Source organism: Nitrospirota bacterium, from assembly GCA_040755395.1.
Lineage (GTDB): Bacteria > Nitrospirota > Nitrospiria > Nitrospirales > Nitrospiraceae > DATLZU01.
Window position 1 is genome coordinate 287197 of the sequence record JBFMAX010000003.1, and the last position, 25945, is coordinate 313141.

Annotated in this window: 27 protein-coding genes; 8 read left to right on the top strand and 19 right to left on the bottom strand. The window is 62.5% G+C overall.

The features are described 5' to 3' along the window. Positions 1-100 precede the first annotated feature (100 nt). A complete protein-coding gene (locus AB1555_07545; GenBank protein ID MEW6246547.1) occupies positions 101-3526 on the bottom strand; it encodes an acyl-[ACP]--phospholipid O-acyltransferase in 3426 nt (1141 codons plus the stop codon). Positions 3527-3699: 173 nt separating this feature from the next. On the opposite strand from AB1555_07545, the gene AB1555_07550 reads away from it, so the two are divergent. Genes AB1555_07550 through AB1555_07560 form a run of 3 tightly spaced genes read left to right on the top strand, consistent with a single transcriptional unit; the run spans position 3700 to position 6058 of the window. Further along, a complete protein-coding gene (locus AB1555_07550; GenBank protein ID MEW6246548.1) occupies positions 3700-5187 on the top strand; it encodes an FAD-binding oxidoreductase in 1488 nt (495 codons plus the stop codon). Next, positions 5184-5411: a hypothetical protein gene (locus AB1555_07555; GenBank protein MEW6246549.1), complete on the top strand. Its 228-nt coding sequence runs from the start codon at positions 5184-5186 to the stop codon at positions 5409-5411. Before AB1555_07550 ends, AB1555_07555 begins: the two co-directional genes overlap by 4 nt. Positions 5412-5425: 14 nt before the next feature. Beyond that, positions 5426-6058 (top strand): hypothetical protein, encoded by a 633-nt coding sequence (locus tag AB1555_07560; GenBank protein MEW6246550.1) that lies wholly within the window; start codon positions 5426-5428, stop codon positions 6056-6058. 12 nt (positions 6059-6070) lie between these two features. Here AB1555_07560 and AB1555_07565 read toward each other — a convergent pair whose 3' ends face one another. Both AB1555_07565 and AB1555_07570 read right to left on the bottom strand, forming a co-directional pair. Next, positions 6071-6766, bottom strand: a complete 696-nt coding sequence (locus tag AB1555_07565; GenBank protein ID MEW6246551.1) for a hypothetical protein — start codon at positions 6764-6766, stop codon at positions 6071-6073. Continuing rightward, complete coding sequence (locus tag AB1555_07570) at positions 6753-8654, bottom strand: hypothetical protein (protein ID MEW6246552.1); 1902 nt, start codon at positions 8652-8654, stop codon at positions 6753-6755. Before AB1555_07570 ends, AB1555_07565 begins: the two co-directional genes overlap by 14 nt. 131 nt (positions 8655-8785) lie before the next feature. Between AB1555_07570 and AB1555_07575 the strand changes: the two genes are divergently transcribed. The 4 genes from AB1555_07575 to AB1555_07590 all read left to right on the top strand — a co-directional run bounded on the left by AB1555_07575 (position 8786) and on the right by AB1555_07590 (position 11807). Beyond that, the gene (locus tag AB1555_07575) at positions 8786-9664 is read left to right on the top strand and encodes a 50S ribosomal protein L11 methyltransferase (protein MEW6246553.1); all 879 of its coding nucleotides are present in this window, start codon (positions 8786-8788) and stop codon (positions 9662-9664) included. Then, positions 9665-10150 (top strand): MOSC domain-containing protein, encoded by a 486-nt coding sequence (locus AB1555_07580; protein MEW6246554.1) that lies wholly within the window; start codon positions 9665-9667, stop codon positions 10148-10150. A gap of 76 nt (positions 10151-10226) precedes the next feature. Continuing rightward, on the top strand, positions 10227-10883 hold the full coding sequence (locus tag AB1555_07585) for a class I SAM-dependent methyltransferase (protein MEW6246555.1): 657 nt from the start codon (positions 10227-10229) through the stop codon (positions 10881-10883). Positions 10884-10973: 90 nt separating this feature from the next. Further along, the gene (locus AB1555_07590) at positions 10974-11807 is read left to right on the top strand and encodes an SUMF1/EgtB/PvdO family nonheme iron enzyme (GenBank protein MEW6246556.1); all 834 of its coding nucleotides are present in this window, start codon (positions 10974-10976) and stop codon (positions 11805-11807) included. 10 nt (positions 11808-11817) lie between these two features. Here AB1555_07590 and AB1555_07595 read toward each other — a convergent pair whose 3' ends face one another. From AB1555_07595 to AB1555_07635, 9 genes are all read right to left on the bottom strand, one after another. Beyond that, a complete protein-coding gene (locus AB1555_07595; protein MEW6246557.1) occupies positions 11818-12048 on the bottom strand; it encodes a fibronectin type III domain-containing protein in 231 nt (76 codons plus the stop codon). Positions 12049-13129: 1081 nt separating this feature from the next. Further along, entirely contained in the window at positions 13130-13588 is a 459-nt protein-coding gene (locus AB1555_07600) for a hypothetical protein (GenBank protein ID MEW6246558.1), read from the bottom strand. A gap of 147 nt (positions 13589-13735) precedes the next feature. Further along, complete coding sequence (locus tag AB1555_07605; GenBank protein ID MEW6246559.1) at positions 13736-14527, bottom strand: alpha/beta fold hydrolase; 792 nt, start codon at positions 14525-14527, stop codon at positions 13736-13738. A gap of 67 nt (positions 14528-14594) precedes the next feature. Continuing rightward, positions 14595-15377 (bottom strand): hypothetical protein, encoded by a 783-nt coding sequence (locus AB1555_07610; protein ID MEW6246560.1) that lies wholly within the window; start codon positions 15375-15377, stop codon positions 14595-14597. Then, positions 15374-16612, bottom strand: coding sequence for a hypothetical protein (locus AB1555_07615; GenBank protein ID MEW6246561.1), 1239 nt, complete (start codon positions 16610-16612; stop codon positions 15374-15376). The genes AB1555_07610 and AB1555_07615 overlap by 4 nt, the downstream gene beginning before the upstream one ends. 225 nt (positions 16613-16837) lie before the next feature. Next, entirely contained in the window at positions 16838-18121 is a 1284-nt protein-coding gene (locus AB1555_07620) for a hypothetical protein (protein MEW6246562.1), read from the bottom strand. A gap of 9 nt (positions 18122-18130) precedes the next feature. After that, complete coding sequence (gene thiD, locus AB1555_07625; protein ID MEW6246563.1) at positions 18131-18922, bottom strand: bifunctional hydroxymethylpyrimidine kinase/phosphomethylpyrimidine kinase; 792 nt, start codon at positions 18920-18922, stop codon at positions 18131-18133. A gap of 325 nt (positions 18923-19247) precedes the next feature. After that, on the bottom strand, positions 19248-19562 hold the full coding sequence (locus AB1555_07630) for a hypothetical protein (GenBank protein MEW6246564.1): 315 nt from the start codon (positions 19560-19562) through the stop codon (positions 19248-19250). Positions 19563-19577: 15 nt separating this feature from the next. Further along, the gene (locus tag AB1555_07635; protein ID MEW6246565.1) at positions 19578-20033 is read right to left on the bottom strand and encodes a hypothetical protein; all 456 of its coding nucleotides are present in this window, start codon (positions 20031-20033) and stop codon (positions 19578-19580) included. A gap of 136 nt (positions 20034-20169) precedes the next feature. Between AB1555_07635 and AB1555_07640 the strand changes: the two genes are divergently transcribed. Continuing rightward, entirely contained in the window at positions 20170-20946 is a 777-nt protein-coding gene (locus AB1555_07640; GenBank protein MEW6246566.1) for an NlpC/P60 family protein, read from the top strand. Here AB1555_07640 and AB1555_07645 read toward each other — a convergent pair. The 7 genes from AB1555_07645 to AB1555_07675 all read right to left on the bottom strand — a co-directional run bounded on the left by AB1555_07645 (position 20921) and on the right by AB1555_07675 (position 25935). Beyond that, positions 20921-21820 carry an AbiJ-NTD4 domain-containing protein gene (locus AB1555_07645; protein ID MEW6246567.1) on the bottom strand — a complete coding sequence of 300 codons (900 nt, stop codon included), beginning with the start codon at positions 21818-21820 and terminating at the stop codon, positions 20921-20923. The genes AB1555_07640 and AB1555_07645 overlap by 26 nt on opposite strands. Positions 21821-22583: 763 nt before the next feature. After that, positions 22584-22706, bottom strand: coding sequence for a DUF5647 family protein (locus AB1555_07650; GenBank protein MEW6246568.1), 123 nt, complete (start codon positions 22704-22706; stop codon positions 22584-22586). 13 nt (positions 22707-22719) lie between these two features. After that, positions 22720-22944, bottom strand: coding sequence for a DUF2283 domain-containing protein (locus AB1555_07655; GenBank protein ID MEW6246569.1), 225 nt, complete (start codon positions 22942-22944; stop codon positions 22720-22722). Positions 22945-23034: 90 nt separating this feature from the next. Then, complete coding sequence (locus AB1555_07660; protein ID MEW6246570.1) at positions 23035-23247, bottom strand: type II toxin-antitoxin system HicB family antitoxin; 213 nt, start codon at positions 23245-23247, stop codon at positions 23035-23037. Next, the gene (locus tag AB1555_07665) at positions 23244-23441 is read right to left on the bottom strand and encodes a type II toxin-antitoxin system HicA family toxin (protein MEW6246571.1); all 198 of its coding nucleotides are present in this window, start codon (positions 23439-23441) and stop codon (positions 23244-23246) included. The genes AB1555_07660 and AB1555_07665 overlap by 4 nt, the downstream gene beginning before the upstream one ends. Before the next feature lie 849 nt (positions 23442-24290). Further along, positions 24291-24959, bottom strand: coding sequence for a thiaminase II (gene tenA / locus AB1555_07670; protein MEW6246572.1), 669 nt, complete (start codon positions 24957-24959; stop codon positions 24291-24293). 34 nt (positions 24960-24993) lie between these two features. Continuing rightward, the gene (locus AB1555_07675) at positions 24994-25935 is read right to left on the bottom strand and encodes an ABC transporter substrate-binding protein (GenBank protein ID MEW6246573.1); all 942 of its coding nucleotides are present in this window, start codon (positions 25933-25935) and stop codon (positions 24994-24996) included. Positions 25936-25945 lie beyond the last annotated feature (10 nt).

The following is a 25945-nucleotide window of genomic DNA, read 5'->3' on the forward strand; positions in this document are numbered from 1 at the left end:
GATGGCCATTACTCACTCAATTGTAAAGGAGCCGTCATATGTCCTCGTATCTCGTCGGGCGTGGTTCGTATCTCGCGAGATACGCTTCACGTGAGACGCTTCACGCTTCACGCGCCTGGAGCCGTTCCATGGCGATGCGCTTGAGCGCGCGCAGGTCCAGTTTGCCGCTGCCCAGCACGGGCAGGGCGTCCACTTTGATGAAGTGATCCCGGCGCGGGATGAACAGGTTGGAGAAGCCGGTCGCCGCGACCTTGTCCAGGATTTCCGGAATCATCGGCTCATCCAGCGTGTGCAGCACCGCCAACTGCTCGCCCTTGCGTTCGTCCGGGATACCCGTGACAGCGAAGACTTGGCCGTCGACACCGGCCGCCTCATGCAAGGCTTCCTCCACCCGCCCGTGGGGCACCATCTCGCCGCCGATCTTCGAGAAGCGGGAGAGCCGGTCGGTGATGGTGATGAAGCCGTCTTCGTCCACCTGGGCGATGTCGCCCGTGATATACCATCCGTCCCGCATGGCCTTCGCCGTGAGGTCCTCGCGGCCGAGATACCCGCTCATGACGTTCGCGCCGCGCACCAGCAGCATGCCGGGCGTATTGGGAGGCAGCGGTTCGAACGTGTCCGGATCCACGATGCGTACGCAGACGCCCGGGAGCGGTTGCCCGACGGTGCCCCGGCGCGACGCCGGTTGGAAAAAGCCGGAGGCTCGGAAATCCGGCAGGTTCGTCGAAATGACCGGCGCGCACTCGGTGACTCCGTAGCCCTCCACCGGCCGGATGCCGAACCGATCGTGGAACGTCTGGGCGAATTTCTCGGGTAGCTTCTCCGCGCCGGTGATGATGACCCGCAACGTGCTCAACTGCTCGGGTGTGCACCGGCGGTAATACAGTTGAAGGAAAGTCGGCGTGGCGACGAGTAAGGTGACACGGTACCGGGCAACGAGGTCGCCGATCGCGGCGGCGTCGAGCGGAGAGGGATGGAACACGATGCCCACTCCGTGGGTGACGACGAACCAGAAGATCAGAAAGCCGAACGAGTGGAAGAACGGAAGGATGCCCAACGCGACATCGCTTCGCTGCACGTGCAGGACCTGAGCCGCACCTTCTACGTTGGAGTCGATGCTGAAGTGGGAGAGCATGACGCCCTTCGGCTCGCCGGTGCTGCCGCTGCTGAAGATGATCGTTGCGAGGTCGTCCATGGTGGTTCTCCTCGACTGGCCGCAGGCGAGTTCGATGATTCGAGTGGGCGCGAGGATCGCAAGAAGGAGCGCAGCGAGTCTTTGACCGCGTCCGATCGTCTTGGCGATATCTTCCAGCCAGATGAGCGTCACGCCCTCCGGCACTTCCAGTTTGGCTTTCTCCACGAATCGGCGGCTGGTGACGACGGTGCGCAGGCCGGCCTGCCGGCAGGCGGACTCCAACCCGGCTCGGCCGACCGTGTAGTTGAGATTCGCGCTGGCTTTCCCGCAGAGCGTGGCGGCGACGTTCGCGAGCGCGCCCCCGACCGACGGCGGGAGCAGCAGCCCGACGTGCGGTTGGTTGTCCCAATGAGGGCGCAGCGCCCGGGCCAGGGCGATGGCGCCGATCAGCGCGTTGAGGCAGGTGACATGGGGCCGCGTGGCGTCGGCCATGGCGAAGCGGAACGGATGCCGGCGCATCGCGCGAATGAAGCGCCGGTGCAGCGGCCGGCAATCCGGCTTGCGCAGGCGCCAGGCGGCTTCACCCAGCTCTTGGACGGCCTGCCGCACCCGGTAGGCCGGAGTGTCGGGAGGCAAAGGAGGACCGAAGGACACGGTGACGGGATAGGGGATGCGCTCGGGGAGCTTGGTCAGGAAACGGCCACCGACGTAACTGAAGATGCTGCCCCAGATGCGGTCCAGATGGACCGGGATGATCGGGACCGTCCGGCCTTTCACGATCCGTTCGAATCCCCGACGGAACGGCAGCATCGCCCCGGTGCGCGTGATCTGACCCTCGGGAAACATGCAGACGAGGTCGCCGTCGTCCAGCGACCGCCCCGCCTCGCGGAGCGCGCGGAGAATCATGCGCGGCCCGCCGGAGGAGGAAATCGGAATCACCCGCATGGCCCGCATGAAGGGCTTGAGCAGCGGATGGTTGACGTATTCGGTGTCCACCACAAAGCGGATCGGCCGGTCCAGGCTGGCCATCAGGAGGAACCCGTCCACGAACGAGATGTGGTTGGGAACGAGCAGCGCTCCGCCTTCCTGAGGAACCTGCTCCCGTCCGATGACGCGCAGCCGATACACGGTGTGGGTGAGCAACACCAGGATGAGTCGGAGGAAGGCGTCGGGCAGGAGCCGCAGGGCCCAGGCGGTTCCCGCGACGGTCGCCAGCGATGCGGCGAGGAGGATGCCGCCGGGAGAAAATCCGGATCGCGACAAGGCTTCGGCGGCCAGCGAGCCGATCAGGATCCCGCCGAAGACGAAGGTGTTGCTCATCGCGATCACGGCTCCGCGCCGATCTCCCGGCGACCGCCACTGGATCAGCGCGTTGATCGGCACGATGAGCAACCCGCTCGACACGCCGAGCAGCGCCATGAAGACAAGCGTGCGCGGCATGCTCGGCGTGATCGATCCGAGCAGGCCCAGGAACAGAGCCAGGCCGCCAGCGCCCAGGGGAATCAGACCGTACTCCACCTTCGCGGCCGACAACCTTCCCGCGAGGAAAGCGCCGCCTCCGACGCCGACGGCGAACAGCGCCAGCGGCGCGCCCGAAAAGGTATCGGAGAGGCCGAGGACAGCCTTGGCGTAGACCAGCATGTCCTGGCCGACCAGGCTGGCGACGGTCCAGAAGAAGAAGGCGCCCGCGACGGCGAGCCGCAGCACGCGATCCGCCCGGATAGCGGACCAGGCCCCCCGGAGCGTCGCGGCGAGCCCGCCTTCGGATCGCGCCGGGACGACGCGGGGAACCGCCCAGGAGGCGATGAAGCCCGCCACGGCGCACGCCGTCAAAATCAACCCGGCCTTCCAGGGCGAAGGATCGGTGACGTCCAGCAACACGCCTCCCGCCGCCGTGCCAAGGATGATGGCCAGGAACGTGCAGAGTTCCAGGACGCCGTTGCCGGCCGACAGGCGTTCGTGCGGCAGCACCTCCGGCAGAATCCCGTACTTGGCCGGGCTGAAGAGCGCGCTGTGGACTCCCATGAGCCCGAGAATGGCGAGAGGCCACACGGTTCCGGAGGGATTGAGCAGCAGTACGGCTGCACCCGCCGCCATGAGCAATACTTCGACGGCCTTCATGGCGATGATGACCGTGCGTTTGCTGACCCGGTCGGCCAACACGCCGGCGAACAGAGAGACGATCATCAGCGGGAGGGTGATCGCGACAAAGGCCAGTGTGGTCTGCGTCTGAGCGGCGGCTTCGAAAGCCGGCCCCGACGCGCCGACCTCCGCCGCAACGGCCTTGATCCCCAGCAGCGCCACGATCAGTTTCCAGGCGTTATCGTTGAACGCGCCGCAGAATTGGGCGATCAAGAGGCCGCGAAGGGGATGGCGGTGCAAATCGGGCATGTCCGTACGGTGGGGTTTTTCCAGCACGCCATTACTATGGAGGAACTTTGCGGAAAGATCAAAGGATAGGAATCGCACAACGGTTTGACAAGACCGCGGAAGCTGATTACGGTTGATTCCCAGTAGGTGTTCTTGCCCGGGACGGGTCCTGAGCGAACAGCGCTGTCGGAGGCATGATGATCAATCGCCGGGAGTTTCTCAAGGCGGCCGGAATCGCGCTGGCGCTGCCGTGGGCTTGCGCCGGGTGGAGTCGTCCGCCGTCCGGGGCGGTGCTGAACGATCTGCATTCGGAGTTGAACCCGACCCGAGTGAACGAGGTCGTGCCGGTGCGCTCTCCGGACGATCTCCGGCGCGCGATCGAGCGGGCCGCGCGTGAGGGCAAGGCCGTCTCCGTGGCCGGGGGGCGGCATGCGATGGGGGGCCAACAGTTCGGGACCGACACCGTCCATCTGGACACGCGGCCGTTCAACCGCGTCCTGAACTTCGAGAGCCGCAGCGGCCTGATCGAAGTGGAAGCGGGCATCCAGTGGCCGGACCTCGTCGAAGCGACGTTGACATTGCAGAACGGCGCGTTGAACCAATGGGGGATCGTTCAGAAGCAAACCGGGGCGGACCGGCTCAGCCTCGGCGGTTCGTTGGCCGCCAACGTTCACGGCCGAGGCTTGACGCTCAAGCCGTTCGTGGGCGACATCGAGTCGTTCAGGTTGATCGACGCCCAGGGACGCGTTGTGACGTGCAGCCGGAATGAGAACGGCGAACTGTTCCGGCTCGCAGTGGGGGGCTACGGCCTGTTCGGCGTCGTGTCGTCGGTCACGCTCCGGCTGGCTCCCCGGCGGAAACTCATGCGGGTGGTCGAGTTGGTCGGCATCGACGAGGTCATGGCCAAGTTCGAGCACCGGATCGCGGACGGCTTCCTGTACGGCGACTGCCAGTTCGCCATTGATCCCGCGTCCGACGATTTCATGCGCCGCGGGATTTTTTCGTGCTACAAGCCGGTTGATCCCGCCACGCCCATCCCCGCCGGTCAACGGGAGATCGCCGAAGAACAGTGGTTGCGGCTCTTGTACCTCGCGCACGCCGACAAGACGCAGGCGTTCGGGACCTACGCTGAGGAGTATCTCGCGACCAACGGCCAGATCTACTGGTCCGATACGCATCAGATGAGCTTTTATCCCGACGCCTACCACAAGTCGCTCGATCGGCGGTTGCGCGCGCCGGCGGCGGGATCGGAGATGATCACCGAGGTCTATGTGCCGCGTTCGGAGTTGGCCTCGTTCTTCGCGGAGGCGCGGGAAGAGTTTCGCAGGAACAAGACCGACGTGATCTACGGGACCATTCGCTTGATCGAACGCGACGACGAGACGTTCCTCGCGTGGGCGAAAGATCGCTGGGCGTGCACGGTGCTGAATCTCCACGTTGAACATACCCCGGAGGGGATCACGCGCGCGGCGGCGGCCTTTCGGCGGCTCATCGATCTGGCGAGGAAGCGGGGCGGCAGCTATTACCTCACGTATCACAAGTGGGCCGCCCGCGAACAAGTGGAGGCCTGCTACCCGCAGTTTCCCGAGTTTCTGAGACTCAAGAAGCGGTACGACCCGCAAGAACGCTTTCAGAGCGACTGGTACCGCCACTACGCACGCCTGTTCGCGGATGTGCTGTGACCGCTCCCCCTCGCAAGCTGGTCGTGCTGTTGTGGGCGCTCCTCTTCGCCTTTTGCCTCCGCGTGCTCGGGCAGGCGCTCGTGGCGTTCGCCGGCGTGACCTGGTTGCCGCCGATGGCGGTCCGCTGGTTCGGCGGCGCGATTCCTATCGTGTTCCACTGGGTGCTGGCGTGTTCCGTCATCGCGTTCGGCCATTATCATCGGACGCGACTGTCCGCACGTTGATCGGTAGGTCCCACATGCTGCTCTCGGAACCATCCACCATGCTGACGGACTACGGGCTCTCGGCGCTGTGTGGTCTGTGTGCGTGGCGCTTGTGGCGGACAGCCAACGAGGCGGGCCGGACGAGCGTGCGATACTGGAGCGCCGGACTCGCCGGTCTCGGGACGGCGGCCCTCGCGGGCGGCACGTTCCACGGGTTTTCTTTAGTCTTGACCCAAGCCGTGCTTCACGGTTTGTGGAAAGTCACGGTCTATGCCGTCGGCGTTGCCGGCTTCTGCCTCTTCGTCGGCGCCCTGGTCGCTTCCGTTCCGGCGTCGCCGAGACGGCTTCTCGTCCCGATCCCCGCCGTCAAGCTCGCGGTCTATGCCGGCTGGATGGTCGGGCACGACGACTTTCGCTACGCGATCTACGACTATGCGGCGACGCTGTTGGTCATTCTGGCGCTGCAGGCCCATGCGGGATTGGTGCGCCGGGAACCTGGCGCTTCGTGGATCGCCGGAGGCGTGCTGGTCGCGTTTGCGGCGGCGGTCGTCCAGCGCAGCGGCCTGTCGCTTCATCCGCACTTCAACCACAACGATCTCTATCACGTGATTCAGATGGCGGGGATCTATCTGTTCTATCGAGGCGCGCGGTTGCTGAAGGACCGCTGAAGAAACCCCTTGTCAGTGCAGCCACGCGAAGAGCAATGCGCCTCCGCTCAGGCACGCCAAGGCGCCGACGACTGCGATGCGCCATGCCGCGACCTTTGCGGAGGCGGCGGACAAGGACGACGAAAGACCTTTCATCAGCAGCCAAGTGCGCAAGTCCCCGGCGCCTACCTTGGTTAAGCCTCGGCGCTCGCACGACTCAATGAAATCATCCAGGATCGCGCGACGTAGCTGGGATCGCACGAGCCGAGTCGCCGCGGCGGGGAGTCTGAGGCGGCCGACCGCGCTCGCGACCAAGCGGTCCACGACCTGGTCGATCCGCCGGCGCAATTCGTCCGGTGTCAGGCCGGAAGGCATCAGATCGCCGGGTGTGACGGGAAGGCGCTCGATCCAGGCCCGACATTCCTGCTCGAATACGGACAAGCCCCGAACAAGAGCGGTCAGAAACCCTGAGAGCGCGCCGCCCACAAGCCCCGCGACGACGAAAAGGGACGTCAACGTCCAACCGCCGATGGTCGCCCACGCGCTAGCCCCATGGACGCTGCGAGTTGCGACGATGGCGGCGAGGAGCAAGACGCCGGAGCCCAAACCGGCGTGCAGCGGAATCAGGGACAGCGCCGACCGAACGAACGTCTTGGCCGTCCGGGAAAGTGCGGCCGAAGGAGCCGCCCGGGGATCAGCGCTCTCCCGGGCTCCCTCATTCGTGTCCATGAGCCGATTCTCCGTCCGTCTTGTCCGCTACCGGCAACCCTTCCAGCGCCATGATCCGCAGCGCGTTCGTCGTGGGGCAGGGGCCTTCGCGCAACGTGTAGTCGAACTGCAACGCGCCGGCCGCCACCGTTTCCTGAAAATGCGCATTGGTCAGGCGGGGGACCTCCCGTTCCAGCTCGGTTAACTCCAAATCGTGCGTGGTCACCAACCCGAAGCCGTTGCCTTGCGCAAGCGCGGCGATGTAGGCACGGCTGCCGATCAATCGCTCCCGGTTGTTGGTGCCTTTAAAAATTTCATCGATCAGAAAGAGCACCGGCGGCGCCGACCGATCGCGCGCCGCGTCGAGGATCGTTTTGAGTCGCTTCACCTCCGCGTAAAAGAACGAAAGCCCCGCTTCCAGCGAATCGTCCACGCGGATGCAGCAGGCCAGCCGCACCCAACTCCACTCCAACCGGTCGGCGCAGACGGGAGCGCCGGCCTGCGCTAAACACACATTGACCCCGACGGTCCGCAAGAACGTGCTCTTGCCGGACATGTTGGAACCGGTGATCAGGACGATCCGCCCGGCCCCTCGCAAATCCAGATCGTTCGCGATCCGCCGGTCCGGCCGGATCAAGGGGTGGCCGAGTCGACGGGCGACCAACGTCGCCGGATAGCCGTTGTGCTCCCCCGCTTCGGTCGATGACGCCGGAACCGGCCATTGATACTCCGGGTGCAGATACGCGAAGGTGGCGAGGGCGGAAGCAGCCTCCAATTCCGCCAGCGTCTCGAACCAGAGGGGCAGGCGGGACAGCATAAGGCGCTGCAAGCGCCGGAGTTTCCGCGTATAGAACAAATCCCAGGGGCCGACGGCGTTGACGGCCAGATGGATCAACGGGTTGGCGCGAACGCTGAGCTTGTGCATGATCGCGGCGGCCCGCCGGATCGCATCGGAAGGCCTCAGATCCCCGCGCACGAGCGGCGCGCACAGCCGGCCCAGCGCTGGCGCGGCGCGATAGGCGCGGCGCTCGAGGCAGGCGAAGACGGCCCCCAGTTTCTCCAACTGGAAATGGATGCCGACGGCTTTCTCGAAGATTTCTTCGCTGCGTCCGGCAAACAGCATGTGCACCAGCGCATAGGCGCCGAACGACAGCATCCAATAATTCGGCAGCCAATGCAGGAGGGACCCCGACGCCAGCAGCAGCGTGGTCGCCATCAGCCCGGTCTGGATGCCCAGCAGAGGCGCAAGACCGGGGTAGTGAACGGGTAAGTGCAGGACGGCGTGAAGCCGCCGGCCGTTGATCTCCTCGTCGTCGCCGACCAGCTTGGCTTCGAGAACCAGCCGGTCCCGGAGCAGCGGCAGTGAAACGAGTTCCCTGACCAGCGCCTGTCGATTGCTCCAGCCGGCGGGATCGAACGGTTGGGAGAGCAACCAGGTCGACAGTCGTTCCCGGCCGTTCGACGACACCGTGGTATCGAGCAGATGCTGAAGTGAATGGGGACCGACGAGATCCAAGTCGATGGCGTAGGGGTGCTGATCGGCCGGCGGCGCCGGCTTGGCCGGGATCTCGTCCCAATTGAGAGTCACGCGAGCCAGATGAGTCCGCTTGATCTCGCGCCACAACCGCAGGCGATGCAAGCGGTCTTCGAGCCTGTTATGATAGCGCGCCACCGCTGCGAACACGGCGACGAACAACGCCAGCGATGCGTTGCCGACATGGTACCAGCCGAGTTTGTAGGGAAGGAGCGTGCAGAGCGCCCCGGCCACGAAGATCGCCAGTCGCCACCGGGTCACGAGCGTGCCGGCACCCGCGCCTCGTTGGTGCAGACGGTCGAGCCTGCCCAACAGCCGGTGCAGCGCGCGTTCGCGATTCGGTCCGATCCGCGGCCGATCCTCCGGGAACATCATGCCGGCGACGATACTGGTTACCTGCGATCAGGTCAATATCGAACGCAGGCGATAGCGCGAGGCGATGAGCTATAGAAACCGCAACCAAAGCCTTCCTAGAGCCCTTCGCCTATAGCCGTGTAGTGAGCCAGATGACGAGCGAATGGATCGAAGTGCGGATCCGGTCCTCGGTCGATTCGGGAGAATTGGTCGCGTTGCTCTCCGACCCGGCCGTGCAGGGCGCGTGGCAGGAGCCCGACCTGATTCATCTCTACTGGCCGGTCGAGCGGTGGAATCCCGATGTGCTGCAGGACCTGCGGACGGTGTTGAAGGAACTCGGCGAGCGGGAACCGGAAGGGCGCATCACGATCGATCGGTTGCCTGATCGGGATTGGAACCAGGTGTGGGCGCAGTCGGTGCAGCCCATCCGCATCGGCCGGCGCGTCGTGATCCGGCCGAGCTGGCGGCGAGCAGATCTCCGATCCGGCGACGTGGAGCTGGTCATCGATCCGAAGCAGGCCTTCGGCACGGGACACCATGCCACCACGCAACTGTTGATCGAATGGCTGGAAGAGGTGATCCGCGGCGGCGAGTCCGTGTTGGACGTGGGGACGGGAAGCGGCATCCTGGCGATGATCGCCCTCCGGCTCGGCGCCCGGCGCGCGCTGGCGATAGACACCGACCCGGTCGCCGTGGACTGCGCGCGGGAATATGCGGTCGTGAACGGCTTCGGTTCGGAGTTGGAGCTGCGGACGGCCGGGCTGGAAGATCTCGATCCTCGGCAGCAGCCTCCGTATGATTGGATCCTGGCGAACCTCGACCGCAATACGCTGATCGGCTCGGCGCCGGCGTTCGGCCCGTACCTGCGTCGCAAGGCCAAGGCGTTGCTCTCGGGTATCCTGGACGGCCAACAGGCAGAGATCGCCCGCGCGTTCGCCGCCGCGGGTGCGTACATCGGAAACCTGCGCGAGCGGGACGGTTGGCTGGCGTTGGAGCTACTGGCGCCGGACTCGTGCGAGGGAGGTCCCTGAATGAACCGCTCGGCGAGGCCGGTTGTTCCGCATATCCATCAGATCAACGTCTCCGACGGCGGGGTGCCGAAACATCCGGTGCCGGAGGCGCACATCACCGTCTGCGGAGTGAGCGGCGACCGGCAGCGGAGCGTGAAGATTCACGGAGGGCCGGAGCGGGCGGTCTGCCTTTATTCGCTGGAAATGATCGAGGCGCTGCGCGCGGAAGGTCATGCGATCGCGCCAGGCTCGGCCGGCGAAAATCTCACGGTGGCCGGCTTGGACTGGGCTCAACTGAAGCCGGGCGACCGGCTGAAGGTCGGTGACCGGGTGAGGCTGGAGATCACCGGCTATACGGCGCCCTGCGAACACAACGCCCGCTGGTTTTTAAACGGCGACTACAAACGGATCTCGCACAAACGTCATCCGGGCTGGAGCCGGTTGTATGCGAGAGTGCTGGTCGAAGGAACGGTCAAGCAGGGTGATCCGGTCAGCGTTGAACGGTGAAGGGTGAAGCGTCCCCCGTGAAGCGTATCTCGCAGATGAGATGCGGACGACGAGACACGAGATACAAACGACGCCGATGAATCGGATTCTCGAACCCGAAATCATGGACGATCCCGAGCAGGCGGCGGCCTATGCGCGGGCAAATTTCGAGAAGGAGAATCAGACGTTCGTCGATCTGTTCCGGGAGTATTTCCCCGATCTGACCAAGGGCCACGTGCTGGATCTGGGATGCGGGCCGGCCGATATTCCGATCCGCTTGGCCCGCGCCTTACCCGAGTGTCGCATGACCGGTGTGGATGCGTCGGAGCCCATGATCCGTTTGGCCCGGGAGGCTGTGCAGGCGGCTGGCCTGGCGGATCGCATCACGCTGCGGTGCAAACGCTTTCAACAGGTGACGCTGCCGGAGCCGGCCGAGGCCGCCGTCTCGAACAGTCTGCTGCACCACCTCCCGAATCCGCTGCAGTTCTGGCACAAGCTCACGCAACTGGTCAAACCGGGCGGCTGCGTCTTGGTGATGGATTTGTTCAGACCGGAGTCGCCAGAGGCGGCTCAAGCCATCGTGGATCGGTACGCGGCGAGCGAGCCGGCGATCCTGCGCCGGGACTTTTATAACTCGCTGCTCGCGGCCTTCACCGAGGACGAGGTCGCCGCGCAATTGGCCGAATTGAACTTGACCCGCCTGCTGGTCGAGGTGATCGACGACCGCCACTGGGTGGTGGGAGGGAGGATCTAACAATTGTGAATGATGAATTTGGAATTATGAATTGTAGGAATGATGAAATGATGAATGGATGAATGAACGATGCGCGCGGATGGTCGAAGAATGAACGCGAGGCGGGATGTTCTGGTCGTTTCGCTTCTTGTTCTGCTGATCGCGATGTTCTGGGCGGGGTCAGGCGACGCCCAGCTCGACCGGCTCCGCAAGCTGAAAAAAGACGCCGCAGCGCCGGCTGCTGAAGAGACGCCCATGGTGTCGATCCCCGAGGGGCCGTTCTGGATGGGCCGCGACGGAACCGAAGCCCTGGAGGACGAACGACCCCGACATCAGGTCTGGCTGGACGCCTACTCGATGGATGTGTACGAAGTCAGCACGGCCCGGTACGCGCGGTTTCTGGCTGCGACCAAACGCCCGCCGCCGTGGCAATGGGAGACCGTGGACCTATCCGTGCACGGAGACCGTCCGGTGATCGGCGTGGATTGGGAAGATGCCGAGGCCTATTGCCGCTGGGCGGGCAAGCGGTTGCCGACGGAAGCGGAATGGGAGAAGGCGGCGCGCGGGACGGACGAACGGCTGTATCCCTGGGGCAACCAGACACCGACGGCGTCCTTGGCCAACTTCGCGCTGGGCGCGCGGTTCAGCTACAGCCAGGTCCTCATGCCGGTCGGACACTACAAGCAGGGCGCAAGCCCTTACGGCCTCTATGAGGTGGCGGGCAACGTCTGGGAATGGGTGCACGACTGGTATGGTGCTCACTATTACGAAGTGAGCCCCGAACGCAACCCGCAGGGACCGGAACAGGGACAATTCAAGGTCCTGCGCGGCGGCTCATGGTCCGATCTGCCGAAGTATCTTCTGACTTATGGCCGGTTCAAACTCCCTCCGACCACGCGCAACAGCTTTACAGGCTTTCGCTGCGCCAAGTCCGGTACGCCCTAATCTCTTCCGATCAGTAGAGGCTTTTGCTGACCTCGTTGGACAGGGCGCTTTCGTTCCCGGCGCTGTCATAAGCCGAGACGGCAAAGTAGTAGGTCTGGCCCGCGGGGAGGTTCGCGACTGTGTAGGCTGCAGTTTTGCCGAGCACATAAGGTGAGCCGGAAACGTCATACTGGCCGGGTCTGGTCCCCACGTACACCTTATACCCCGCCAGATCGCTTTCCGTGTTCGGGTTCCACGTCAATACGGCAGATCCGGTCACAGCTGCCGGCGGAGGCGATGCCGGAGGCGGCGGCGGGGACACGGAAGGAGGTTGCTGCGGCTGAGGCGAAGGCGGAACGTCCGGAAGGGAAGGAGCGGGCGGTTGCAGGATCGCAGTGATTTGGGGATGTTGCAGCAGGTTTCTGGCGGAACGGGGACTTCCGGCTGTTGATCCCACCCCTGCGGCGGCGACCGGTTGCGCAACGGGTGGGCCAGGATTCATGGAGGACAAGTGAGCCGATGCCGGAAGGGGAGAGATCGGCGGAGAAATCGCTTGAACAGACGCGGACGCTGCTCTGAGCGGCGCGCCGGTTGATGCGGTCCCGATCGACGCTTCTGTAAGGGGCCTCGTGCCGGTAGCCGGAGGCGACGATGTAGGAGGGAGGGAGACGGCGGGGCTTGGGTCTGAGAAGGGAACGCTCGAGAGCGGCCGTGTCGTCAATTTCCGGTTGAGCGGCTGAGGGGAGCGCGCGGGGTTCGGCGATTTCGGAGCCGGCAGTGCCGGAGGCTGCTGCGTGAGCCGGTGAGGCGGGTGGGGCGCTGTTGTCGTTGGCTCGGCCGGCCGTGGACTCGGAATCTGGGCGACGGGCGGCCGGTGAATCAAGCTATGGCCCCCGGTGCCTCCGGCCGTCGGCGAAGACGGCGTCACCGGCTGATCGGAAATGGCCGGCTGCGGCGGCAGGGCGGGGGGCCTGATCAATGACAAGGTCTGCTCGCCGGCCCAGACACCGTTCGACCAGGCGAGGGCCGTCACGATCAGCACGAGGTGACAACTTCCGAGCGTCTTCCGGCTCCGCACCGACTCCTCTTTGTCAGCAGCAATTAAAAACCGCCTTTGCATAGCAACACGCATGCCTGGCTCTTGCCATCGAGATTCTCTTTTTCTTGCTGTTGATTTTGTTTGAATTTGAGGCACCCCACGCATTTCGCAGGCCGTCGGCCTGATCACGAGTCAAGCAGAGGTCATTGTCGAAGTGAAGGCATATCCCTGCGCTAAGGAACCAGCTTGTACGATCTTGCGGTGGGGAAGGAACTTTGATGATCGAGAGGCACGTGCGCCGGGCTCAGGCGCGAAGAAGGACGGCGGCGATCACCAGCACGGTCAGCGCGGTCAAGACGGTCAGGTAAACCGTGACGCTGCGATCACCCAGCCAGGCCGTCTGCCAGCTTTCCGGATAGAGGGGCTTGTCCAGCAGATACAGCCCTTCTTCATAAAGTCCCAGCGCCCGTTCGATCTCGATGAGCGCTTGTTTCGCCATCCGGTGACGGTCGCGTTGCTGGAGGATCAAATAGCCGAAGACGCCCGAGAAGAGAATCACGCCGGTCACGGCGAACAGTTTTCCCATCACGTCGTGGCGGGATCCGCCCTGCACGGCCAGCATCGTTACGAGGAGCAGGACGAGGAAGGCGCTGGCGAAAGCGGTCAGGCGCATCATCTGTTCTCGCCGGCGGAACACCTCTTCCTTGTACCAAGGATAGAGAATTTTCAGCACCTCCAATTGTTCCTCGCCCAGAGTCCGCATGTCCGGCATCCTTTGCTTCGAAAATGGGCGCGGGGCTAGAGGTCCGGGGCTAGAGGTCGGAGTCTCTTCCCCCCTCGCCCCGAGCCCCTTGCCTCTCGCCCAGCCATGATGTTCATGCTGCGCGGGTGAGCCGAAGGCGCATGAGGACTAATCACCAACCCGCGACAGATGACGGACCAGCCATTCCGAGATCAACGTCGTCATGGTGTGGAAGTCTTCCGCCTTCGTAAACTGATGATCGGCGCCGGGCACAATCTCCAAGCGCTTTTCTACCTGCAGTGCGTCATACAGCCGCCGGCTTTGGTGCAGCGGCACGTGTTCGTCCTTGTCGCCCTGGACGATCAGGGTCGGCGCCGTGACGGATACGGCCGGGGCATAGGCGATGTGCCGCAGGCAGTCTTCGTAAAAGGCGTAACGCAGTTTGATCCGGCCGGGCCCACCCATGATGTTAGGGACGGTGTCGGTCGTTTTCCACTTCGCCATTTCGTCGTCGCCGAATTCCAGCCGTAACTCCTCCGCGAAATCCACGACCGGACACTTCAGCGCCAGGCAGGCCAAGCGCGACCCGGCCGCCCCGGGCCAGCGCGATGCGGCGAGGATGGATACCAGCCCTCCGAAACTGGAGCCGACGAGCCCGATGCGGCGATAGCCTCGATCCGCGACGCGATCGAGGGCGGCAAGAGCCTGACCGACGGCCACGGCGACCGTGATCTCTTCGAACGGGCCGTCGCTCTCGCCCATGCCGAAAAAATCGAACCGGAACGTGGCGATGCCCTGTTCCGTCAGAAGGCGGGTGAGCGTCGTATTGGTCGTGCTGTTCTTGTGCGAAAGGAACCCGTGGCACAGCACGGCGATACGGTCGGTCGGTTGCTGGGGGGTCGCGAGGATCGCGGCGACCTCGTGGCGATGAGGGTCGGAAAAAGAAAGAGCCTGTTCCATGTGCGGCATTCTACCAGACATGGAGCAGGCTTGTCCGATTGATGGGGGAGAGGAGACCGGTGTCTGCCTAGACTTTGCCGGAGCGCACGCGGAAATCGACGTTATCGCGAAGCCATTTCCAGAACCGCTCCTGCTCGTGCAGGTCCGCGCCGGGTTGCAGCTTCTCTTTCCAACTCTTCATGACCTCGGCGTCCACGGTCCACAGCCGCACGCGCTGACGCGGGACATGGGTGCGCCACTGTTCCCCGACTTTGGGGCTGACGTAGGCCAGCCGCAGCGTGACGTTCCTCGACAAATATTCGAGCGGTTTGAGGTCGATCCGCTGGTACAGCTCCTGCGAGCCGGCTGTGCCGCCTGACGCAGTGGCGTCCGGCACGCCGTCCGTGATCACCACCAGATTGATCGGCGCGAGGACGAGATTCCGCTCTTTGGTGATGCGGGCGACTTCCTGGAAAAAGGGGTTGAAGTCCGTGACGGTATCAGTGGGGGAAAACCACGTGCGTAGATCCGCCTCGATCCGGGCCACATCCTTGCCTTCGAAGTCGTGAATCGGGTGAAAGGCTTTCGGCTCGCTGAGATGTTTGCCGCCGACGCTGGCGACGAACAACGCCTGCGGCTTGTCCAACCCGCCCAGCTCGTTGAGGTGGCCGTAGATGTAATGGGCGAGGAACGACATGGCGCTGTCATAGTAGCCCGAATGCCTGAATGAGCCGCTGGCGTCCACGCCGATGAACAGCGTGGACTTGGGCTTCCGCGGTTCGTCGGATTGAGCCACGCAGCCGAGCAAGGTCGCCGCCACGACGACGGCGGCCACGAGCGCGGTCCACACGGTGCGGCGTAGGCGCCTCATGACGTCACCTTTTTCGGTTGCCACCGGACGGCGGGCAGGAGCTCCCTCGTTTCGATGACTTCCTGCAGGCTCTTGAACGGAATGCTGAAGACCGGGCGCGCGGTAACCAGGATCATGGCGAAGTTCAACACGGCGGCGGCTACGTGCAGGACCGGGAGCATGAGATATTCCATCAGCTCGTTGGCCTTGCCGTGGAGCCATCCGGCTTCCCGCTTGAAGTCCTCCAACGGAGCGCGCCACCAGTTGTGGGGTTCCGCAGGAAGCGGGCCCGCTCCTTCCTCCGCCGCCGGTTGATGCATCGGCCGGCGGGAGATGAAGGCGAGCAGAGGAGGCGTGCCGTATTGTCCGAAGAGGAACCACGTCATGCCGCGGACGCCAAGCCAGCCGAACGTCGCCAGGGAGAGCGTGAACCCGATCCCCGGACGGAATTGCTCGCCGGTCTGCTGGGCGATCCAGGGTGTGATCGCGTCGACCAGCTCCCGGTAGAGGAACATGACTTCGAAGACCATCACGAACAGCTCCACCAGAAGCATTTGCACCAGGAACTTGTACTCGTGGTGCTTGATGGCGTCGGCGAGCACCTGGATACAGGCAAAACTTCCCATGATCAGCATGAACAAGAAAAAGTAGAGAATCGCGCCGGTCAGGGTTGAAGCCTCGGCGCCCGTGATGCCGGCGAGCACCTCCGTCACCGTCGGCATGAGGGTATAGGTGAAAATCAGCGCCTCCAGCAGACACCAGAAGATCAACAGCACAAAGGCGATCCAGGGCACGCCGGGCTGAAAGTAGCTTTGGGTCATCTGGCCCGTCATCTTGAAGGGGAGGATCACCAGTTGTTTCAAAGTTTCCGCCCCCAGCTTCAGCGCCAAGCGGCCCAACGTGAAGAGCCAGCCGACCACGACCATGACGAATCGCGCCAGGCCGACCCAATACATCCAGACGGCAAATGCGGCGTCCCACCAGGCGAGGAGCAACATCTTGAGGATCTCGATGCGCCCCGAGCGGAACGGCAACGTGTACAACGTCAGGTGCGTGCACCACACGGAGCCGATCCAGAGAAGAACGGGAAAGAGGAGCAAGAGATAATAGACGCCGGCCAACCATCCGGTCGCGGACGACAGCACAAACGACATGAGCGCCCGCTGCATGTCGGGAATCCATGAAAGCGGGATGGTCAGAAAGTCAAACAGGCTCTGCCAGGGCTCGGGGACGATGTGGGCGATCTGATCGGGCATGTCGGCCCCCTTGTGTATAGATGTTCGGCTCCCGCGCAAGCGCGGTCGATTGCGGGCAATGGCGGGATTAGACTTCTGCAAAAAGCGTGGCAGAGGGAAGGAGGGCTATGTCGCTGAAATTCCTGGTAGCGGGATGGCTGATTTCACCCAGTTGGTATAGGTGGGTGCGGATAGGGCCGTACAAGAAAGGACATGACGACTTCTGGACAGGAGGGCCCCCGTTTCTTATTCAGCCGGGCTCGCCCCGAGCACGTAACCGATCTTCGCGGCGAACAGGAGGAAGCTCAGCAGCAGCAAACCGAAGCTGGCCCAGGCGGCGGCTTGAACGGCGAGCGAACCGAGGGGGAGGCTCCAGGTGAGAGAGGCCACAACGGCCAGCCCCATCGTTCCCAGACTGAGGGCGCCGATCTGGACCGCGCGCCAGCGGTCGACGATCTTCGTCAAATGTTCCAGGTACGGCCCCCGCTTCTTGCTGCTCGCCACCCGCGCCACCGCCAAGCTGACCGGCAGCAGATGCGACAGCGCGCCGAAAATGGTTTGGAGGATGAACCCGACGAGCGCCACATGGGTATAGGCGACCAAATGCAGGGTGCCGAAGGGAACCGCCGGCGGGTCCCACAGATAGTTCACCGTCACGAGGACACCCATGATGACGGCGAGGAAGAGAAAAAACGTGGCGGTGAGCAGATGATCCGAAGCGGCGCCGCCCGGTTTGCCGGCCGCGAGCCAGGTCTGCAGCATGTTGTAGGCATAGAGTGCGGCCCCGACGACAAGCGTACCGCCCCCGGCGATCTCCGTCCACAGCGATGAAAGAAAAAATCCCGTGATCAGCACGGCGATGCCCGCGGGCAGCAGCAGGAACACCGTACGAGCGAGAACAGGGCTGTAGAGCGAAGCCTGCAGCACCGTCGGCAGCAGATTGTGCATGGTGCCCACGATGGTCAGGGTGACGAACCCCAGCAGGTTGAGGTGGATGTGGGCCAATCGAGCGTGGGCGACGGAGGTCGGAGGGACGAGTTGAAAAGCCATCCCTTCCCCCATCGCCAGCCCGGCGAACAACGCCAGCAACGCCAACCCATAGAAGAGGATGTTGAGCGGTGGCGAGTTCAGGCTGCGACGCGCCTGCCCGAGCGCGTCGCCCGCCAATGAGACAAAGGCTGCGAAGACAAACAGCCCGGCGACGCCGACGATTGTGTAGTGTTGCAGCGTAAAGCCGGCCAGCATTCCGACCGCGCCGCCATTGACGGCAAGGTAGAGGAATGGGTGCGAATTGCGCCGGTCGCGCCCGGTCATGAGGAGCGGCGGGATGAACGCCAGCATCGCGCCTAAAATCATCTGGGCGACCCCGCCGACCAAGGCTCCGTGCACGTGCAGCAGGCGGAGCCAGGACGGGAGCGGCGTTCCTCGGACGATCCCGATGAAAATGGCGAGACCCAAGAGCGAAGACAGCACCAGCCAGCCGAAGCCGGTCAGCAGAAAGACCAGCGGACGAATCTGCAATCGCGCCATCGTTGAGCGTTATCCCTCCAGAAAATAGAAATGATTGGTCGGTCCCCTGCCGTGACCGATCGCCAGCGCGTGCCGGATCGCCTCCGTCAGATAGGCTTTCGCGGTCTGGACCGCGTCCGGCACGGACTTGCCTCGGGCCAGTTGCGCGGCGATCGCGGAGGCGAACGTGCAGCCGGTGCCGTGGGTGTGAGGGGTGTCGATGTATTCGCCTTTGAAGACGTTAAAGAATCGCCCATCGAACAGAAGGTCCGTCGCCCGTTCGGCGAGCAAGTGACCGCCTTTGATCAGCACGTGCGTGCAGCCGAACTGGCGAATCACTTTCGCCGCGCGCCTCGCGTCGGCCAGCGACGTGATTTCGATGCCGGAAAGCTGTTGCGCTTCGTGGATGTTGGGTGTGACGACCAGCGCCAGCGGGATCAGCTCGTTCTTCAGCGCGTCGATCGCGTCGGGCTTGAGCAGCGCGTGGCCGCTTTTGGACGCCATGACCGGATCGACGACCAGGTTCGTCACGTTCTGCGGCTTAAGTAGGTTGACCACGACCCTGATGATCTCCGCCGAGGACAGCATCCCGGTCTTCACGGCGGCGATGTCGAAGTCATCGAACACGGCGTCCAGTTGGGCCGCGATGATCGAAGTGGGCAGCTCGAACACGTCGGTGACTTCCTCGGTGTTCTGGGCCGTGATCGCCGTGATCACCGACATGGCAAACACGCCGTTCGCCGACATGGCCTTGATGTCGGCCTGGATCCCGGCTCCGCCGCCGGAATCCGATCCGGCGATCGTCAATACTTGTTTGATCATCACGATGCTCCGAGATGGCTCATTATACTCGGCTTGGGAAAACTGTCTAGCCCGCATTATTCACGAACGCTTCTGCTGCAATCGTGGATTCGCTGCTGCGACAAGCCTGGCGGCGGGCGTGCTCGCCGCTCAGTCGGTCAACATACTGTTGCAAGTATGCCTCCCTCCTTCGCGGCTGCGCTTGCCCGTCTCGCGACGCGACTCCCGGGTACCCGTTGCTCTTTCATCGCAACGGGTGGAACGCGACGAACCGTCGTGAATAATGCGGGCTAGCGGCAGGCAACTCAGCGGGGATGCAATCCGGAATGGATGGTGGCGCTCGCGCTCACCGGCAGGTCTCTTGTTGCCACTCTCGCAACACGTTCTGCGCGTCGAAGGTCAGCACATAAGCGCGGCAGGAGGCGCCTCTCACAGAGCCCGCGTAACCGGCGGTCGCGCTGCCACGCTCGTAGTAGGTCCATACCGTTCCGCCGTTTGCCAGAGACTGCTGATGGTGCGGGACCCCATAATGCTCCAGCACCATCTCTTGCGTCGCGTCATTGATCTTGTCGTGAAAATAGTTGGTCTCCAGATGCCCGCAGGACGCCGCGGCGCCGTGGAGGAACAAGACGGCAAGCAACCGGGAAGAGCATCGAAGCATAATCAGTCTCCCTGTTTACGGAGCGACTTCGAGTCTGAGGATCGTGTTACCCATATGATGGATGCGAACCTGGAGCCCCTCGCGGATCACCCCGCCGTTACTGGCCGGCCGATTGTATCCTCCGGTGGGGATGAAATCGGAGTAGTGAAACCTCACGCCGTTCACCGTGAAGGACTCGAATCCATGCCCGTCGTGTAGCCTGAACTCATAGTCCTGAATCGTGCCTTCTGCAATCTGTGTCTCATGCGCCGCCAAGGCCTGCGTCATCCGGTAATGGTCAAAGACATTCCAGCCGATCCACAGCAACGCAAAACCGAGCAGGAGATCGCCTGCGAGCTTCCACGCTCCGGATCGCTCCGCCCTCTTTGACCGGAGCACGATCGCTCCGACCGCCAACCCCGCCACGCCGACGATCGCCGCCGGCCACGGAAACGTCTGCCAGGAAATCTCAAAGACGGTGCGGTAAGTCATCGCCACCGGATGCGAGAAATGCGTTGGTCTGCCGAGTCCGCTAAGCGCGTCGGCACTCACTCTACCAGAAACCCGGTTTTCTGGATACACAGCGCGGGTGTCGCGTTGGAGGTGTCAGGAGTTATACTTCCTTTCGATGGCCTGCTCCGGCGCCTCTTCCAGGCTGATGCTCGGCTTCCTGGCCGTTCTCCTCGGGGCCGCGCTTCAAGGCTGCGCCACGGACCACCGCGCGATCGGGCGCCAGCCGGACACGATATCGGACCAGGTACGCGACGGCGCCGTCCTCATGAAACGGATGCGCGGACACCCCTGTTGCGACAGGGTCGCGGGGACCGCCGGACAGCAGGCGCTGGCTCGGGCAGCCGTTGGATTCCTCGGAAAATCGCGGATCGAAGTGAACGGCCGACGCTTCACGTTCGACTGCTCCGGTCTCGCCCGCGCCGTGTATGCGACGCAAGGCATCGATCTGTACAATGGCCTGGGGGAGTTGGACGGCGGGAACGGCGTCGGGCGCATCTACGGACATGTCGTGCGGCACGGACGGATCCATTATGGCCCGACCGTCCGTCCCGGCGACCTGGTGTTCTTCCACAATACCTGGGATTTCAACCGGGATGAGGCTTTCAACGATCCGCTCACGCACGTGGGTGTGGTGGAGACGGTCGAGCCGGACGGCACCGTGCTCTTCGTCAGCCAGGTCTCAGGAGGGATCGAACGGTACCGGATGAACCTGAAGACGCCCGACCGGCACCGCGCCAACGACGGGCGCGTGCTCAACGACTATCTGCGCCGGAAGACATTCAGCGATGCGGATGGGACCCAGTACCTCACCGGCCAACTCTTCGCCGCCTTCGGTACCCTCGTCAACGAGCAGCCTTCCCCATTTTCTAGCCACCACGCCGTGTGGTCTTGAGAAGCAAATGAATTAGTGAGAAGAGGCGGTGGAACAAGTAGTCTACGTGCTCGTTCAGCTCTAATGGCACTTGCGTAGTCTCGCTGTGACGAATCCTAAACTTGTTTCCTATTGTAGTTAGTTCGCGCGCCTCATTCTCCAGCGCTGCTCGAAAGTTCGGCTCTCTCGCGCTTCTGCCGAGCAGTTCTGCTGCCGACGTTGCTTTATCTTTCCCAGGCTCGATGGTCTTTAGCCGTTCCCAGGCATCCCAAAGTTTTTCTAGGGATTCACGACGGACGTTCGGATCCGGGTCGAGATACTTTTTTCTTGCGGCTTCTAGTAGAGAATTGAGTTCTGAATCGCCCGTGTTAAACACAGCCGCAACCAGAGGTGCGCTGAGCACCTCTGGTGCAAGTCGAACGACAAGACCTGCTGAGTTTAGTTCATAAGCCAGGCCGTTGCGGGAAAATATCCTATTAACCTCTTCTCTAAAAGCACTACGACCTTCCTCGACTTCAAATGACAAATGGCTGTGGCCATAAAAGCTGTGGTAATCGAGCCCTACCGGTTTTGCGACAGCCTCGTGGCAGAACTCCAATAGATCCAAGATCGCAAGAGGTGGTGGGACCTCTTCCCCTCTTAATGGCCATGCAATTTCTGGGATCACAGCCTTCAATGCCAGAGAAAATGCCGTCGAATCACACCCTGCGATACCCCGTCCGTCTGGGCATCCCCACGGAAATTGATAACCAAACGAGCCATCCTCAATACGCCGTTCGATGACAGCAACAATCCCACCCCAAACGTTAGTGGGAATATCGTCTCTTGTCCTAGGACGTGTACCCAGTTCTCTGTCGCTGAAGTAATCTGCGGGCATTGCAAGCCTCTCTAGCATCTCTGCCGGTTCCAGTCGTGTAATATCTTATCCTTGTTGAAAACCAAGACGTACTGGGTACAAAAACCGCCTGTTCCTTCAACTACAGCTGAGCGATTTTGATAGGTCCATACAACACTTCCATCAGCTAAGGCTCTTTCAAGATGGGGTGGGCCAAGCCGCTTTGTTACTTCGTCCTGAGTCGCTTTGCCTACAGCTTCTTGAAGATAGTTGACCTGCCAAGGTGTGCATGCTTCTAGAAAGAAAACTGCAAGGGTCAACACAAGCAATTTCTTACGTGCTGGCATCCTCTCGTCCCCCTTTTCCTAATAATTGAGGCTCCACGCGGTGACGGCGCGGGCGTTGGACGTGAATTCTTAATAGCGGAGACCAGTCTGCCAGAAATTGCGCGCGTCCAGCGAGGGCCTTCCGAGGCCGCGCGTTGCGCGAGCACATCGGCAGATCGGGCGACCACCTTATTTACCCCCCCTCTCACGGACCGGCGCGCATCACGGAAATAAAAAATGAGTGGTGGCTGGGCTGTCCCAAACTGCGCGTGTCGCGACCCATTGCGATGGAAGAGCAACGGGTCCCCCGGCACATTCTGATCGTGCGCGTTCAAGGAATGTAGAGCTAGATGGACTTTTAAGGAAGGTTTTCCAGGCAATGGGCATGTTAGCCGGTCACCAAACTGAGCTCTTTGATGCGTGAATGAGCAGGGCCGAGTTTCTTGATCATCACGTAAATGATCGGTTGGCTAGGCTCCGCCTGTTTCTTCCTCGTCTCATTCTAACAGCAAGACAACCTGCGCATTCTGGGGAATCTTTTCGAGAAATTCCGGGTGTTCCCGCACGTACCGGTCGAATTCCAACCCTAAGAGGCTATTGCGCTTTTCGAGAACGTTCAACAGAACTCTCCTTTTATCGCGCAGGAGTTGCCATGGTTTCGAAACTGACGAGCGGCATCTCCGTGCCTGAAGGGACAAAATTCAGCTTTTCAAAGCCAATGACCTGCCCCTTGCGATCTTTCATAAGGATCACATCATCGCCAGTCTCCTCACACAGATGTTCCTGGTCAGGGTCTCCAAACCACACCGTCAGCGTGTTTCCCACCGGATCGAAGAAGAGCTTTATTTTCTTCTCCATACTTCGGTTCCTCTGTGAGACGCTTCTTTAGGGGATTAATCGAGCCTGCCACGCTTTCGCTTCAAAAGAAAAAGGGGCTTTGGTGGTTGGTTAAGTTGCTTCGACGTATTCCACGTGGGTGCGAGGCTCTGGAATCAGCTCCCCGTCCGCCCGCAGGGCCGAGAGATGCAGTGCAATGGCTTCCTCCATGAGGCGATGAAGCTCCTCAAGCGTATCGGCTGTAACTGCCACTCCTGGTAGATCCGGCACATACGCGCTGTAGTTACTGCCTGGCGCTGACTCGATGACGATCGCGTATTTCATTGTCCGCTCCTCTCAAGGTCTGCTTGAACCAGTATGCTCTTTAACGTCTTCGGATGTACCTCGTGAGATGGATGCCCGGCAATGGTCACCTTGCCTGGCTTCGTCGGATGTTTGTACTGCCGGTGGCTCCCCTTTGTCACAACCAGATACCATCCGTCCGCTTCGATGCGTTTAATGATATCACGTATTTTCACTTCTGTTCGACCACCATTTTTTCATGCACGCGTCCCCACCGAATCGCGTGAAACGGGCCTCGTGAAGCGTGAAGCGTCGACAGTTTCGGAGGAGTTGCAAGATGCGAGTGACGACCACGGAGGGAGAGATGCCTGGCGTGCTGATTGGTGAGCGAAGCGCCCACCCTCCTTCCTATCGCGGCCGGTGTCTCTGGCGGGCAGGCGGCGGGGTTGTCCCACACTGCGCGCGTCCACCGAGCACCGCCCATTCTGATAGATATACGATTGATCTTGTGTGCGCGGTGCGCGAGCACAGGGACAACCCTGCCGCCTAGCCCTCCTTATTTTTTCACACCGGCCACTGCTCCTCGTCCGCTCTCCCATTCTTCCCAATCTCTGCCTCACGTGGCCAGTATGTTCCCTATACCGAGCTGGCCGGGGAGGCTCGCGACGCGTCAATCAGAGCGCCGTTGGGTCACCGCACTTGCTAAGCTGGAGTGGCCGGCTCAGCCGGTGGCGAGGACTGTTTGAAGCTGCGTTCGCGCAATGCGCGGAATGCAGCGAGTTCCGCAGCCAAGTGGAAGGAAAGCGTGGAGCAGTCAACGGCGCTCTGTGGCTGCGAGCGGAGAGAGCCTCCCAGCCCTGGCCCTCCACTCTCCGAACTACACCGGCTACTTCTCACTCTTACTGATTCCATTCGCTCACGTTCCTGCCTCTCATGGCTTGGTGTAGGGCAGCGGGTGGGGCCGACCTGGGAACCCGTCCGCGCGGAGCGGGGTCCCTACACCGGGCGGGGTGCGAGCGTGCACCCGTTGCAACCGGGCGAAGAGCAACGGGTACCCGGCTGGTCGGGCGACAGGACCCGGTGCGCTACACCGGCCACTCTTCCTCGTTCCACGCCATCTCCCAAAACATCCATTCATACCGCGAACTGATCACGAACGCCTCCTCCATCCGCCGTTTCTCGTCACGTCCCGCATGCTTCGCCCATTCATCCACCTGCTTCCGCATCCACTTCTGCACCTCGGCGAATTCCGGAGAAGCGTAGAGGAGGAGCCAATCGCGATACGGATGCCCGGCTTGCGGCGGGCCGTCTTTCAAAAGATGCTGCCCGACCACACAATAAATCCAGGCGCAGGGGAGCGCAACCACGGCGATCTCGCAGGCTGAACCCGCTGCGGCCACGGCCAGCATGTGCCGCGTGTAGGCATAGTTGGTCGGGGCCATCGGGACCGAAGTCATCTCTTGCGGCGTCATCCTCCAGCGCTTCCCGTAGCTTTCATGCAGGCTCCGTTCGACGGTGATGGTTTCTTCGGCGAGCTTGGTAAACCGCAAGGCCGATTCCGAATCCGGCGCCTTCTGGGCCCCGGCGGAAAAGACTCGGGACAGATCTCCCAAAAACCGCGCGTCTTGCAGGATGTAGTACTTGAACTTCCGCTCCGGCAACGTGCCCTTGCCGAGCGCGACGACGAAGGGATGGGTCAACTGCGCATCCCAGATCGGTTTGGCCAGTTGACGAAGGCGGTCGGAAAACGACATGGAAGTCTCCTCGAAAGCTCGCAGCTCGTAGCTACTAGCTCATGGCCGGTACTTGCGACCTCGGTGCGAATTGATTCGTGAACAACCGGTTCGACGGCAGCTTCTTCTCGATGACGCGGCGGCTCAGCAGCCAATCGTGGACCGCTTGCCACCTGGCGGGTTCCTGCCGCAGGGTTTTGGGGAAATAGGGCAGGGTGGCATGAAACGTCTTGGCGGACAGCGTCGGGTCGGCCATCGAGTTCGCTTTTAAGTAGAGTCCCAGCGCCTCGTCCGGATAGTCGTGGGTGAAGGCCAGCCCGCGCGCGTAGGCCCGGCAGAAGCCGCGGACGATCTCGGGATGACGTTGGACCATCCGGTCGGACGTCAGCACGACAAGCTGATACAAATCCGGGACTCCGTACTGCGTGGGGCTGACGAACTCGATGTCGGCGCCCCGTAATTGCGCCTCCACCTGCTCGTAGTTGACGAAGGCCCCGAACACCGCGTCGGCCTTGCCCGTGAGCAGCGCGTCGGTCAGCGCGAATCCGACATCGACGGGCAGGATCTCGTCGTAGGTGAGCCCGGCCGCCTCGAGCATGGTGCCGAGGATCGGGAGATCGATCTCCAGCCCCGGCCAGCCCACACGCCGATGCCGCAGATTCTCCAGGCGCTTGATCGGGCCGTCCTTGAGGTACATCAAACAGACAACGGTGTGGTCCAGCAACGGCGCGACCGAGAGGAGCGGTTGTCCCCGGCCGCGGGCTTTAATCAGGTTGGTCTGTTCGCCCACGCCGAAGTCGGCCTTGCCCCGCGCGACAAGGTCCAGCGATTCCTCCGGCACGGTGGGTACGAGAATGGAGAGGTCCAGGCCTTCGTCGCGAAAGAAGCCGTGCTCTTTCGCCGCCACGAGCGGCAGATGGTCCGGGTTCAAAAACCATTCGAGGGCCAGGGTGATCAGGGCCGGACGCCGCGGGCGGTTACCGACGAGTCGGGCCATGCGAAGTGTC

Coding starts and splice junctions, on each gene's coding strand:
- AB1555_07545 (MEW6246547.1), bottom strand. CDS start 3,526: ATGCCCGATTTGCACCGCCATCCCCTTCGCGGCCTCTTGATCGCCCAA.
- AB1555_07550 (MEW6246548.1), top strand. CDS start 3,700: ATGATGATCAATCGCCGGGAGTTTCTCAAGGCGGCCGGAATCGCGCTG.
- AB1555_07560 (MEW6246550.1), top strand. CDS start 5,426: ATGCTGCTCTCGGAACCATCCACCATGCTGACGGACTACGGGCTCTCG.
- AB1555_07565 (MEW6246551.1), bottom strand. CDS start 6,766: ATGGACACGAATGAGGGAGCCCGGGAGAGCGCTGATCCCCGGGCGGCT.
- AB1555_07570 (MEW6246552.1), bottom strand. CDS start 8,654: ATGATGTTCCCGGAGGATCGGCCGCGGATCGGACCGAATCGCGAACGC.
- AB1555_07575 (MEW6246553.1), top strand. CDS start 8,786: ATGACGAGCGAATGGATCGAAGTGCGGATCCGGTCCTCGGTCGATTCG.
- AB1555_07580 (MEW6246554.1), top strand. CDS start 9,665: ATGAACCGCTCGGCGAGGCCGGTTGTTCCGCATATCCATCAGATCAAC.
- AB1555_07585 (MEW6246555.1), top strand. CDS start 10,227: ATGAATCGGATTCTCGAACCCGAAATCATGGACGATCCCGAGCAGGCG.
- AB1555_07590 (MEW6246556.1), top strand. CDS start 10,974: ATGAACGCGAGGCGGGATGTTCTGGTCGTTTCGCTTCTTGTTCTGCTG.
- AB1555_07600 (MEW6246558.1), bottom strand. CDS start 13,588: ATGCGGACTCTGGGCGAGGAACAATTGGAGGTGCTGAAAATTCTCTAT.
- AB1555_07605 (MEW6246559.1), bottom strand. CDS start 14,527: ATGGAACAGGCTCTTTCTTTTTCCGACCCTCATCGCCACGAGGTCGCC.
- AB1555_07610 (MEW6246560.1), bottom strand. CDS start 15,377: ATGAGGCGCCTACGCCGCACCGTGTGGACCGCGCTCGTGGCCGCCGTC.
- AB1555_07615 (MEW6246561.1), bottom strand. CDS start 16,612: ATGCCCGATCAGATCGCCCACATCGTCCCCGAGCCCTGGCAGAGCCTG.
- AB1555_07620 (MEW6246562.1), bottom strand. CDS start 18,121: ATGGCGCGATTGCAGATTCGTCCGCTGGTCTTTCTGCTGACCGGCTTC.
- thiD (MEW6246563.1), bottom strand. CDS start 18,922: ATGATCAAACAAGTATTGACGATCGCCGGATCGGATTCCGGCGGCGGA.
- AB1555_07630 (MEW6246564.1), bottom strand. CDS start 19,562: ATGCTTCGATGCTCTTCCCGGTTGCTTGCCGTCTTGTTCCTCCACGGC.
- AB1555_07635 (MEW6246565.1), bottom strand. CDS start 20,033: ATGACTTACCGCACCGTCTTTGAGATTTCCTGGCAGACGTTTCCGTGG.
- AB1555_07640 (MEW6246566.1), top strand. CDS start 20,170: ATGGCCTGCTCCGGCGCCTCTTCCAGGCTGATGCTCGGCTTCCTGGCC.
- AB1555_07645 (MEW6246567.1), bottom strand. CDS start 21,820: ATGCTAGAGAGGCTTGCAATGCCCGCAGATTACTTCAGCGACAGAGAA.
- AB1555_07655 (MEW6246569.1), bottom strand. CDS start 22,944: ATGGAGAAGAAAATAAAGCTCTTCTTCGATCCGGTGGGAAACACGCTG.
- AB1555_07660 (MEW6246570.1), bottom strand. CDS start 23,247: ATGAAATACGCGATCGTCATCGAGTCAGCGCCAGGCAGTAACTACAGC.
- tenA (MEW6246572.1), bottom strand. CDS start 24,959: ATGTCGTTTTCCGACCGCCTTCGTCAACTGGCCAAACCGATCTGGGAT.
- AB1555_07675 (MEW6246573.1), bottom strand. CDS start 25,935: ATGGCCCGACTCGTCGGTAACCGCCCGCGGCGTCCGGCCCTGATCACC.